The organism is Halobacillus massiliensis, from assembly GCF_900166625.1.
Lineage (GTDB): Bacteria > Bacillota > Bacilli > Bacillales > Halobacillaceae > Halobacillus_A > Halobacillus_A massiliensis.
In genome coordinates this window covers 544,695-557,269 of sequence record NZ_LT800499.1, presented here as the reverse complement: position 1 = coordinate 557,269, position 12,575 = coordinate 544,695, and the positions used below count along the sequence as shown (strand labels likewise).

Annotated in this window: 10 protein-coding genes; 3 read left to right on the top strand and 7 right to left on the bottom strand. The window is 42.7% G+C overall.

The features are described from left to right. Positions 1-75 precede the first annotated feature (75 nt). The 3 genes from B7E06_RS02780 to B7E06_RS02770 all read right to left on the bottom strand — a co-directional run bounded on the left by B7E06_RS02780 (position 76) and on the right by B7E06_RS02770 (position 3,550). Positions 76-1,047, bottom strand: coding sequence for an alpha-E domain-containing protein (locus B7E06_RS02780; protein WP_179133930.1), 972 nt, complete (start codon positions 1,045-1,047; stop codon positions 76-78). Beyond that, on the bottom strand, positions 1,040-2,485 hold the full coding sequence (locus B7E06_RS02775; protein WP_082232557.1) for a circularly permuted type 2 ATP-grasp protein: 1,446 nt from the start codon (positions 2,483-2,485) through the stop codon (positions 1,040-1,042). Before B7E06_RS02775 ends, B7E06_RS02780 begins: the two co-directional genes overlap by 8 nt. 129 nt (positions 2,486-2,614) lie before the next feature. Continuing rightward, a complete protein-coding gene (locus B7E06_RS02770) occupies positions 2,615-3,550 on the bottom strand; it encodes an NADP-dependent oxidoreductase (RefSeq protein WP_082232556.1) in 936 nt (311 codons plus the stop codon). A gap of 103 nt (positions 3,551-3,653) precedes the next feature. Between B7E06_RS02770 and recQ the strand changes: the two genes are divergently transcribed. From recQ to kynB, 3 genes are read left to right on the top strand one after another with little or no spacing between them, the layout of a single operon-like run. After that, positions 3,654-5,804, top strand: a complete 2,151-nt coding sequence (recQ, locus tag B7E06_RS02765; RefSeq protein ID WP_082232555.1) for a DNA helicase RecQ — start codon at positions 3,654-3,656, stop codon at positions 5,802-5,804. 17 nt (positions 5,805-5,821) lie between these two features. After that, positions 5,822-7,084 (top strand): kynureninase, encoded by a 1,263-nt coding sequence (gene kynU, locus B7E06_RS02760; protein ID WP_082232554.1) that lies wholly within the window; start codon positions 5,822-5,824, stop codon positions 7,082-7,084. An 11-nt stretch (positions 7,085-7,095) separates the two neighbouring features. Then, the gene (gene kynB, locus B7E06_RS02755) at positions 7,096-7,719 is read left to right on the top strand and encodes an arylformamidase (RefSeq protein ID WP_082232553.1); all 624 of its coding nucleotides are present in this window, start codon (positions 7,096-7,098) and stop codon (positions 7,717-7,719) included. 93 nt (positions 7,720-7,812) lie between these two features. Here the strand turns inward: kynB and B7E06_RS02750 are convergent, their stop codons facing one another. The 4 genes from B7E06_RS02750 to B7E06_RS02740 form a co-directional block, all read right to left on the bottom strand. Then, positions 7,813-9,339 (bottom strand): BCCT family transporter, encoded by a 1,527-nt coding sequence (locus B7E06_RS02750; protein WP_082232552.1) that lies wholly within the window; start codon positions 9,337-9,339, stop codon positions 7,813-7,815. A gap of 169 nt (positions 9,340-9,508) precedes the next feature. Then, positions 9,509-9,685, bottom strand: coding sequence for a hypothetical protein (locus tag B7E06_RS21685; protein ID WP_179133929.1), 177 nt, complete (start codon positions 9,683-9,685; stop codon positions 9,509-9,511). Between the two features lie 55 nt (positions 9,686-9,740). Further along, positions 9,741-11,219, bottom strand: a complete 1,479-nt coding sequence (locus tag B7E06_RS02745) for a phytoene desaturase family protein (RefSeq protein WP_082232551.1) — start codon at positions 11,217-11,219, stop codon at positions 9,741-9,743. A gap of 797 nt (positions 11,220-12,016) precedes the next feature. After that, a partial coding sequence (locus B7E06_RS02740; protein ID WP_143414544.1) for an aminopeptidase occupies positions 12,017-12,575 on the bottom strand: 559 nt, incomplete at its 5' end.

The window sequence follows — 12,575 nt, the reverse complement described above, 5'->3', positions numbered from 1 at the left end:
CAAACAGCAGGCACTCTTATTTTCCAAGTACCTGCTGTCGATCACCAATTTTTATACTATTTCCGTTCAAGCTCATTATTCCTTTAGCACCGTTCTTTTTTTATATCCATCTAAATTATATGTGGCTGAGAAAACTTCATTGATTCGTTCACAATGCTCCTGGAATCCATTAAGAAAAACCAGGAGTTCCTCAATAGTCATTTCAGAAACTTCTGACCGCTTAATCCCTCTTTGTGTATTCGCCAGCAGCTGAAGTAATTCTTCTGTATATTGAGGTCTCTTTCCAGAGTTTAATTGTTCGACAGCATTTAAGGTATGTCCTAGACAATACTTAATGGACCGGGGAAACCGCTCTTCTTCAATTAAAAAGGTGAAGACTTCATTAGGCTCCAGCGTTAATTGGTGCTCCATAATAAAAGAATCATACCCATTGACAACCTGGAGAGCATGCAGCAAGTGATCAGAAACTTGTAAACCTGTATTTTCCTTTAACGTCTTCTCACATATTACCTTTAATGTGCGTGCTGTAGTATCAGCCCGTTCTATCCATTTTCCTATCTTTACAAAACTATATGGTTTTCCCCTTAACATTGCAGATTCAATAATCCCCTGAAAATTCGTTGACATATCAACGATATCGTACAACTCACTATGGATATTACTTGAATTTAATGGCTGCTCCAGCTGATCCTTTTTCTCTATATAAAAACGATTGAGCAGCTGCCAGACAGAATCTGGTATAATAGTTCTGGATGCCCTTGCATGCTCTCTTGCACTTCCCAGTAAATTAATAAGAGAATCTTTATTTTCCCGGCTCTGTGTAAAAAATTGTATGATACTCTCACTATTTAAACGGGAGTAATGGTTATCATACTCGCCTTTAGAAGCACAGATTTCAAGAATAACTTCCCAGCTGCTGTCCAGTATATGCTGTTCTGAATCTTCCAGCATATAAATCAGCTGACTGCTCAGAGTTCGCGCATTATTTTCAGATCGTTCAATATTTCTGGACATCCAATATAGGGAATCCGCAACTCGACTAAGCATAATCCTCTCCTCCTTCTGCATTTATTACCCAGATATCCTTAACTCCGCCTCCCTGAGATGAGTTCACTACAAGATTATCTTCCTTCAAAGCCACTCTTGAAAGCCCTCCCGGAAAAACGCTCGTTTTCTCCCCTTTCGTCACAAAGATTCTTAAATCTATATGCCGGGGCCGGAACTCCCCTTCCTGGAATGCCGGTGCCCGTGACAGCTCAATCGTAGGCTGGGCAATATATTGATTAGGGGTTTCCTTAATTTTTTTCCTGAATTCCGTAATTTCTTCTTCTGAGGCATTAGGACCAATCAGCATATCATCTCCGCCGGAAGCCCCTACATTTTTTATGACTAGCTTCTCAAGGTTTTCTAACACATACTCTCTCTGCTCTGAATCTCTTAAGAAATAGGTTGTTACATTATTAAGAATCGGCTCTTCTTCCAGGTAAAAGCGAATCATTTCCGGCACGAAAGCGTAAATCGCCTTATCATCTGCCGCACCGCTGCCCACACCATTTAAGATGGCTACATTTCCCTTTTTATAAGCCTCCATAATCCCTGCTGCACCAACTTCAGAATCTGAATCAAAGGCTTCCGGGTCTAGATGCTCGTCATCAAATCTTCGATAAATGATATCCACGCGCTCTAAGCCGCTGGTCGTTTCCTTATATACGATATCATTTTCAACGACAAGATCACGTCCTTCTACTAATTCAATCCCCAGCTGCTTTGCAAGAAACACATGATCATAATATGCAGCGTTATTTACACCTGTCGTTAACAATACGGCATGCGGCTGAGATGGTGCATTACGCGGTGCATGGCTGAATAGATCTTTTTGCAGCTCTTTAAACTGGTTTTCCAGTGGCAGGATGCTATATTTATAAAAAAGTTCTGGATACACTTGTCTCATAACATGACGGTTTTGATAAACATATGAAATGCCTGAAGGATTACGCAGGTTGTCCTCCATCACACGGTATTCGCCATTTTCATCACGAATAAGATCAATTCCCGCTATAAATATGTGGTCGTTAAAATGAGTACCTGAAACCTGCTCCTCATTATAATAGACGCTATTTTCGAGCAGCTCTTTCGGTACTACTTCTTCCTTAATAATCCTCTTTTCACTATAAATATCTTTTAAAAAGTGACTTAACGCTTCAACTCTCTGTTTTAGTCCCTTTTCGATTTCCTTCCATTTCTTCTCAGGAATAATGATCGGAACGAAATCAAAAGGAAGTGTCCGTTCAGTACCATACTCGTCCAGTGTGAAAGTGATTCCTTGTTTTAAAAAGTTTAACTGTGCTCTTTCCTGTCTTTTTTGCAATCCTTCTGCGGAAGCCTCTGAAATGATGTCGTTAAAAACTTTATAGGGGGCTTTAGGGTTGCCTGATGAATCCATCATTTCATCGAAAAATGATTCTGCTTGATAATTGATTAACATGTCTGACTCACTCCTTTTCACACCACTACAAAACTTTACCCATATAACAAATTTAATACACAAAAAAATTAAAAACGCCTATATCTTCTCATTACAAGAGAAGATATAGGCTAACAACTACTATTTTTATTACTTTATTTTTATGACAATTTTCCCTACCGCATGGTGACTTTCACTAAGTCTATGAGCTTCCCTTAAGCCTTCTTCGCTTAGAGGGAAAGTGTGGCCGACTTTTGAAATCATTTCGCCTTTTACCATTAGATTCCCGAGCTGTGCAAGCTTTTCACCATCAGGTTCAAGCCAGACAAATTCAGCTTTTACTCCATGCTTTTCTGCTGTCTCTTGATCTGGAGGCTGAACAATGGAAGCGAGTCGTCCACCTTCTTTTAGAATACTGTAGCTTTTTTCCTGAATGTCTCCACCCAGGGTATCAAGAACAATATCAAAGTCCTCCAGCACTTCTTCAAAGTTTTCCTCTTTGTAATTAATAAAACGATCAACGCCTAATTCTTCCACCCATTCCTGATTTTTGCCGCTGGCCGTTGTTGCTACATAAGCACCAAAAGACTTCGCAATTTGAATTGCATAGTGTCCAACCCCTCCGGAACCGGCATGGATAAGAACTTTATCGCCTTCCTGTATGCCCGCTGAGTCGACTAAACACTGACGGGCGGTTAAGCCCGCCAAAGGGACAGCTGCCGCCTGTTCATAAGAAATTTCTTCAGGAAGATGGGCCAGCACATGCTCATCAATTGCGGCATATTCCGCATAGGTGCCAAGCCGGGTCAATTCCGGACGAGAGAATACTCTGTCACCTTCTTTAAACTTGCTGACATTAGCTCCTGTTTTTCTAACAATACCTGCAGCATCCCATCCTAAAATAATCGGAAATTCAAAATCGACTTTTTCTTTTAAATACCCTTCTCTCAGCTTCCAGTCAATTGGGTTAATTGAAGTCGCTTTAAGTTCAACGAGTACTTGATTATCTTCTATTTCCGGGATCTGCATCTCTTTTTCCTTTAACTGTTCCGTGCTGCCATATTTTTCTATTACAATAGCTTTCATAATACCTCTCCTTAAAAAGAATCTGTGTTCAAATATTTTTTCCCCTATTCCTCGAATTAAAACATGATACGATAAGGGGAGCATAAGCAAAGGATGATCTACAATGATAGAAAAAGCTCAGCAGATACTTCAGGAATATTATGGATTCCCTTCTTTCCGCCCTGGGCAGGAAGAAGTTATTCATAACGTTTTTGAACAGAATAACACACTTGCTGTTATGCCTACGGGAGGCGGGAAATCCCTTTGTTACCAAATTCCTGGCCTTACTCTTGAAGGTACGGCTGTTATTATATCTCCATTAATTTCTTTAATGAAAGACCAGGTGGATGCCCTTCTTTCCTATGGCATTGCCGCTACGTATATTAACAGCTCTCTTTCTTTTGAAGAACAGCAGCAGCGCATGAATGATATAGAAAGAGGACGATATAAATTTGTCTATGTAGCTCCCGAGCGCTTTGATTCTGGAAGCTTCATTTCGACGATAAAACGAATCAATCTTTCACTGGTTGCATTTGACGAAGCTCACTGTATTTCCCAATGGGGACATGATTTCAGGCCAAGCTACCGTTCCATCGTTCCCAACCTTCAAAAAATACCAAACCTGCCTGTTGTAATGGGGTTGACTGCAACAGCCACCAGGGAGGTTATTGCGGATATCCAGCAATTAATCGGTGTTACAGAGGAATCAGTTGTTAATACCGGATTTGCCAGGGATAATCTTTCCTTTCGTATTATTAAAGGACGGGATAAGCGTGACTTCCTGTTGGAATATTTAAAGCAGCGTCCAAACGATTCAGGTATTATTTATACATCCACAAGAAAAGACGCTGATTTCCTGCAAAACTTTCTTGAAAAGAAAGGGTATGCCGCCGGAAAATATCACGCAGGTATGAGCGAACAGCAGAGGCAGCGGGCACAAACTCAGTTTGTACAAGATGAAATCACAACAATTGTCGCAACAAACGCATTTGGAATGGGAATTGATAAATCTAATGTGCGCTATGTTGTCCACTATTCGATGCCGATGAATCTGGAAGCATATTATCAGGAAGCCGGACGGGCCGGGCGGGATGGTGAACACGGGGACTGTGTTTTATTATTTTCCGGACAGGACATTCACCTTCAGCGCTTTTTAATTGACCAGTCGATGATGGATGAAGAAAAGAAACAGGATGAATACAGGAAACTGCAGTCGATGGTGAACTACTGCCATACCCACATGTGCCTTCAGGAATATATTCTTGACTATTTCAAAGACCCTTTTGATTACAAGCCGTGCGGCAAGTGCTCGAACTGCCTGTATGAAGGGGAAGAAGTAGATATGACCCGGGAAGCTCAAATGGTTCTATCCTGCGTCAAGCGGATGGGAGAAAAATTCGGAGCTGGGTTAACCGCAAAAGTTCTGCGCGGCTCATCTGACCAGAAAGTCAAACAGTTTAGATTTCAAAAGCTGTCGACATATGGCATCTTATCCAGCTACACAGAAAAACAGCTTTCCCAGTTCATTAACTTTCTTACAGCCGAGGGGCTGCTTGACCCCGGCCAGGGACGATACCCGGCCTTAAAGCTGACCGAAGCCTCTGTTGCCGTTTTAAAAGGAGAACGGGAAGTACGTATGTTGGTTGAATCCACGACTTCTCCTGAGGAAGAAACAAATTATGATCGAGATAAATTCGAAAAACTCCGCCGTTTAAGAAAAGAAATTGCCGAGGAAAAAGACCTGCCTCCATATGTTATTTTCTCCGATGCTACATTAAAGGAATTTACCATTTACCTTCCGGAAAATCGTGAAGAAATGCTTAACATTAAGGGTGTTGGTGAACAGAAATTTGATCAATACGGGGAAATTTTCCTTGAAATACTGAGCCCATGGGCTGAAGAAGCGAGTGAGCGTCCTTCTCCTCCAGCTTCTCAACCATCCTTTAAAAAGAAGGATGTAAAAATTTCCGGCGATGGACCAAGCCACGAAATCTCTTATAAGCTTTGGAAGGACAATAATATTACGATTGAAGAAATTGCCACCCAAAGAGATATGACGGTGCTTACAGTTGAAAATCATATTTTCCGCTGTATCAAAGAAGGCGCTGAAGTAAACTGGGATGAATGGTTTTCTCCCGAACAGGAAGAGGCTGTTCTGATGGCTCACAGTAAGGCAGATGAACACCGTCTTAAACCTATAAAAGAAGCACTGCCCGAAGGTTACACGTACCGATTAATAAAAGCGGTGTTAGTGAAACACGGGTATGCCGGCTGAATTCAGGAGGCGATGGAATGAATCGAAGTGAAATTAAAAAGCTTGATGAACAGGATAAACTCCGTACTTACAAAGATGAATTTTATATTAAAGAGGGTTCATATTATATGGATGGCAATTCCTTAGGACTGCTTTCGAAAAGAGCAGAAAAAACAGTTCTTACTTCATTGGAAGACTGGAAAAATCACGGCATTGAAGGATGGATGTCCGGTGAACAGCCCTGGTATTATATGTCTGAAAAAATTGGTGAGATGACCGCTCCCCTGGCAGGAGCACTTTCCCATGAAGTGATAAACACAGGCTCTATAACAACAAACCTGCATCAACTTCTGGCCACTTTTTACAAGCCAAAAGGTAAACGGACAAAAATTTTAGCAGATGCCCTGAATTTCCCATCAGATATTTATGCTCTCCAAAGCCAGCTCAGCCTTCATGGCTATTCACCTGACGAACATCTCATCCAGGTGGGCAGCAGCGATGGCTATACTTTAAATGAGGGAGATATTATTGAACAGATGAGTGAAGAAGTAGCGGTCATGCTGCTCCCTTCCGTACTCTATAGAAGCGGCCAGCTTCTAAATATAAGAAAGCTCACTGAAGCGGCACACGACTACGGAATTATTGTCGGTTTTGATTTAGCCCATTCTATTGGAGCACTTCCACACAAGCTTCATGACTGGAACGTCGACTTTGCAGTCTGGTGCACCTATAAATACTTAAACAGCGGTCCTGGCGGTGTCGGGGGATTGTATGTTCATGAAAAACATCTGGGCCAGAAGCCCGGCCTGGCCGGGTGGTTCAGTTCCCGTAAAGATAAACAGTTTGATATGGACCATCACCTAACACCAGCCGAGACGGCGGGGGCCTATCAGATTGGCACCCCCCATATATTAAGCTCAGCGCCTCTGCTTGGTTCACTGGAAATTTTTCAGGAAGCCGGCATTGACGCTATTAGAGAAAAATCTCTAAAACTGACTAAATTGATGATGAATTTAATTGAAGAACACCTGCAGGGCACATTTACGATTGCCAACCCAAGGAAAGACGAATCGAGGGGCGGTCATGTAAGTCTTATTCATCCGGAAGCTGCAAGCATTTGCAAAGCGTTAAAAAGCGAGGGCGTTATTCCTGACTTCCGCTCACCAAATGTTATACGGCTCGCCCCTGTTGCCCTGTATGTGTCCTATGAAGACACTTATGAAATGGTCATGATTTTAAAAGAGATTATGGAACAGAAGAAGTATAAGCAATTTAAGAATGAACGAGATGTTATCGCGTAAGGAGGAAAAAAATGAAGTGGATTGATATTTCTATGAGTTTAAACAGCCAGACCCCACCATGGCCTGGCGATGAGCCATTTCAGTACAAGCTCACTTGGGCCATGGAAGATACAGGCTCTGTAAACGTTGGCCAGTTTCAGGCAAGCAATCATATCGGTACACACATCGACGCACCATTTCATTATGATAGTAACGGAGAGAAAGCTGCCTCCCTTCCTCTTGACCGCTTTGCTGGTGACGTACTTGTTATCAATATGGAAAATAAGGATAAGATATCAGCCGCAGATCTTGAACCATTTGATTATAAAAATGTGGAAAAAGTAATCTTTCGGACTTTAAGCTGGAAAGACCGTTCGGTATTCCCTTCGTCTTATACAGTTATTGGAGAAGACGCCGGCCCGTTTTTAAAACAAAAAGGCGTACATCTGATAGGAATAGATACTCCATCGGTAGACCCTGAAACGAGTAAAGATCTTCCAGGACATCATAGTTTATATGGTGCAGATATTTTAATTCTTGAAGGATTGGTGCTAGACCATGTTGCTCCGGGCATTTATGAGCTTGCGGCATTTCCTTTAAAGATGGAAGATGCAGACGGAAGCCCTGTAAGAGCTGTGCTTAAACAAAAATCGTAACAGTTGGGCTGTTACTGATGACCTGCAACATTAACTCGTAATATTAAAAATCCCTTGGCGAAAATATTAGCCAGGGGATTTTTATATAACCTTTTACTTATTATATTGTTCCTTCCACATCTGCTTGGCAACACGCGGAGCAAGCCAGACGGTCGGCAGCAAAATAAGCGAAACCGGAACAGCTGTTACAACGATAAAGTTCTGCAGCTGGGTAATCCCGCTGTCGCCTGTAATAAGAAGAATAGAAGCAATGGCCCCCATAACTACTGACCAGAAGATACGAAGCCACCTTTTAGGGTTACCTTCCCCCATAACGGCCATGGCAATCGTGTAAGACATCGAATCACTCGTCGTTACTACAAAAAGAATCGTTAATAGTAAGAACAATGGTGAGATAATGGAAGCTAACGGAAACTGTTCCGTAATGGCAAACATGGCCGCATGGTTGCCTGCTGTATTTAAAGCTTCAGATACGGAACCTGGATTTTGCAGTTCAAAGAAAATACCGGAACCTCCAAGAATCGTAAACCAGAAAGTAGAGATCACGGGAGCAAAGATGGATACGGCTGTAATTATTTCTCGAATGGTACGTCCACGGGAAATGCGGCTTACTAAAATCGCCATCATCGGGCCGTAACCAATAAACCAGCCCCAAAAGAATACGGTCCAGAGGGACAGCCAGTCTTTATCTCCTCTGAATGTACTCATAGGGATAAAGCGATCGACATAGAAACCAAAGGAAGAAATATAGTGGTTGATAATAAACCCACCTGGTCCAACAATCAAGATAAATACCATAAGTCCTATCGCTAAACGAACATTGAAACTACTTAAAAATTGAATCCCTTTATAAAGACCGGTCACAGCAGAGATCGTAGAAACTAATACGACAGCAAAAATAATAGAAAACTGAGTGCTGAAACTATCAGGGATTCCCATTAACTCCTGTAACCCGTAGCTTGCCTGCAGACCAAGAAAACCAATGGGTCCGATTGTCCCTGCAGCCACGGCAATAATTGAAAAAGCATCCACTAACGTACCAAACCAGCTGTCACGCAGTTTTTCTCCGAAAATAGGATACAAAAGCGTACGGGGCTTTAACGGCATCCCTTTCTGATAATGACCATACATCATAATGACTGCACTGATTGTACCGAGAATAGCCCAGGCAAGAAAGCCCCAGTGCATAAAGCTTTGAGCGAGTGCAGGATCTACGGCAGCCGCTGTCCCAGCTTGAATTCCACTTTCGGAAAGATAGGAGGGAACCGTTAAAAAGTGGTACATCGGTTCTCCGGCTGCCCAAAAGACCCCCCCTCCGGCAAGCAGTGTTGCCATAATAATAGACAGCCACTTATACAAACTGAGCTCCGGCTTCTCCAAATTACCCATTCTAATTCTTCCATATTTGGAGAAAGCCAGCCACAGACCAACGAAGAATGTAGCGAGCATTAATAACTGCCAAAACCCTCCGAAGTATTTAGCTGACCAAGCGAACGTCTGATTAACAAAGTTCTCAATCCAGGAAATATTAATAAGAGCAAAAACGACAAATAAAATTAAAGACCCTCCACTTATAATAAAGACGGGCCAGTCTATTCGACTGCTTTGTTTTTTATTCATAAGGCACTCCTTTTTTCTTTTTAACACAAGTCTCTACCCTACCACCTTCTCGACTAGTATGTAAAGAAATAGAATTTTCCATACAAAGAGGGCTGGCTCCAACGAAAAGTGGAATCAGCCCTGTTCTTTTATAAAGATGGAAGCAGATCATTAAGTTTTCCAACCATAACTATTTCTTGTCTTTTCCTGCAATATCGTCACGATCTCTATGCCGGCCCTGGCAGTCCTTACACATCATCATCTCTTTTTCCTGGCGCGACCTCAGAATAATTCCACAGCTGCTGCACTTTCCTATATCATTAGGGTTCGATTGGAAACCCGGCAGTTCACCTTCGATTCCTGGCATGATTGATCCTCCTTTAATGATCTAGTTATTCCTTATATACCCCTTTTACCTTTCCTCAATCCTCGTCTATTAACCTCGCAGCTATCTGACCTGATAACGTCACTCCAAGTGTTCCTCCGCCGGGAAAAGTAGTGTCCCCGCATTGATAGAGACCGGGCACCCCTGTCCGTGCAGAATAACTGCGCATCCAACTGAAACGTCCTTCGGGAGCATATCCCCCTACTTTTCCAAGGTCACGCCTCAACCATTTCTGAAAAGTAACAGGTGTGCCTGGAAGCACGATATCTAACCCTTCGTTGAACCCATTGAAATAATGATTCACGGTTGAGAGGAGCTGTTCTGTCATTAACTGTTTCCTTTCTTCATAAGCTTCCCTCTCCCACCACTGCTCAATATGGGTATGTGTAGATAAAGTAAATGAACGCTTCCCTTCAGGAGCCATCAATGGATCTGCGGAGAGTGAAAGTAAAAACTGACCGCCATCATGAAGCGCATCGGGATTGTGCGGATCAATAAATTGATGGTAGAACGAGTCTGAACTTTCAAAAACGCTTTCTTCTACTCCGCCATGAATAATAAAGGCTCCCCATGTTTTTCGTTTCTCTTCTTTTCTTTTTCCTACATAAGACTGGTTCCTCAGCTCTTCATCCACTACAGATGAAAAATTATGAACAGAATTATTTAAAATAATCTGTTTACTATAGAGGACCTTCTCTCGCTTCGTAAACAGCTTGAAATATTCTCCTTCTTTTTTAATCGAAGTGATCGGATGCCTTTTAAAAACATCACTTCCCTGCTGTTGGATATAATCACTCCACTGTTCAGCTACCACAGCAAGCCCGCCATGTACGGCAAAAGCTCCCTTATGAAACGTCTGAAGAGCTGTATACCCTAAGAAGGCCGGGCAGAAGCCGACACTTGTCTGAACACTGTCCATCAGCTCACCGTTTAAGAAAGTGACAAAAAGCTGGTGATCTTGAAGTTTGTACTTTTTCAAACGATCATAAACGGTCTGGCTCATAAACGGAACAAGTTTTACTGTTTCTTTATCTATTAAAGGCAGAAGGTCCAGCCAGTCTTTCATAGTTTTGGGAGGAAAAGCCGGCTGTTTGTTGACTATACGATCGACGAGTTCCCCGACCTTAAAGACCTCATCATAAAAAGCTTTCACTTGCTCTTTTATCTCTGGAAATTGTTTGTCAATCTCTTCGTACCAACGATGACGATCTCTATAATAATGAACCGTCCGGTCAGGAAAGTGGATGTCCATGATGTGATCAAGCAGTGTCATGGGAGGTTTGGTTAATCCGAGAGAATCATAGAAACGGTCGAAGATTCCTCCGGGTTCAAAGCCCATGCCTACGGTTGCTCCCGATTGAAATCGATATCCTTCGCGTTCAAACTTTCCAGCGCTTCCTCCGAGCTCGTTGGATGCTTCAAAGACAGCGACCTTATATCCTTTTCTGCTTAGTTCAGCTCCTGCTGCAAGGCCGCCAAATCCTGCGCCAACAATCGCTGTGTCATATACTTGCATTTTTTCCCCCTCTTTTCTTTAGGAGGTCTATTCCCTTATTCGAAGCGTTTAATTCTACCTTTCTGGTCCATAACAAAAAGGCTGTCGATTTGCCTCGACAGCCTTTTATATTTCCATGGAGCTTCTTTTTTTCTCAAGAGGGTGTGTTCCGTTTGCCTGAATATGAAAAACCGGGCCTGGGGAAAGACTCGCTTTCCATGGGCGAACGGTGAGCTTCCTCGGGCTTTTCGCCCTGCGGGATCTCACCTTGTTCTATCCTCCCATAGGTACTCATTGCGTAGGTTAGAGGGTTTAGGTTACACCGTGACGATTGAGGAACCAAAGGTATCTTAACTCCACCCTCCAACTCACTAGCCATTTGTATAAGACGCTCTCCTCGAAAAAAGAAGAATGAGCTGCGTCTACTTTAGTATTGCCATTTTTCCATATTATAGAACTTTATTTTCATGGTAGGAGTCTCGCCGTTTCCCCTGGCCCTTTGCGTTTACTAGGAGTAACGGAACACTGAGTAAGAAAAGATCATTTCCTAAATAGCATTTACTGAAACTACAGCGCTCCGTTTATACCACCAATAATAAAGCGGTTGGGAAATGGCGAGACTCCTGCAGGGAGAAGAGCCAGGGTGAGATCCGCGAGTGTAACGAGCTAGCTCACCGGCTCCCCGTGGAAAGCGAGCTATTTCCCAGCCGCTTTTTTCTTACTCGATAAACGGATCAGCCCTTTCTCTATCACCTTACCATTGAGAAAAGCGAGGCAAGGGAAAGATTCCCGGCCTGAGCAAAACAGTCTCTTACAAATTAAAACTCAATCGCCCAGCTTCCTTTTCTCATAACTGCTTCTTTCGTGCCATCTTCAAGATAACCATCGATGTCGAGTTCACCTGATCCCATCATAAAATCTACGTGGCTCAGGCTGTCGTTGACACCGTTTTTATCCAGTTCTTCGTTACTCATGTCAGACCCACCTTCCACATTGTTCGGGTAGGCTTTTCCTAAGGCCAGATGGCAGGAGGCATTTTCATCATAAAGTGTATTATAAAAAATCAGACCTGACTGGGAGATGGGTGATTCATGAGGAACAAGCGCCATTTCCCCTAAGTGTTTTGAACCTTCATCCGTATCCAGAAGATGACGAAGCGTTTCTTCTCCATGCTCTGCCTTAAAGTCCACGACTTTACCATCTTTGAATGTGAGTGTGAAATTATCAATAACGTTGCCGCCATAATTTAATGGTTTAGTGCTCGACACATGACCATTAACACCGTATTTATGTGGAGCGGTAAACACTTCTTCTGTCGGCATGTTCGGGTTAAAGGTAACCTGTTGTTTCTCGGTTTTTGACGCGCCGCCTTTCCAA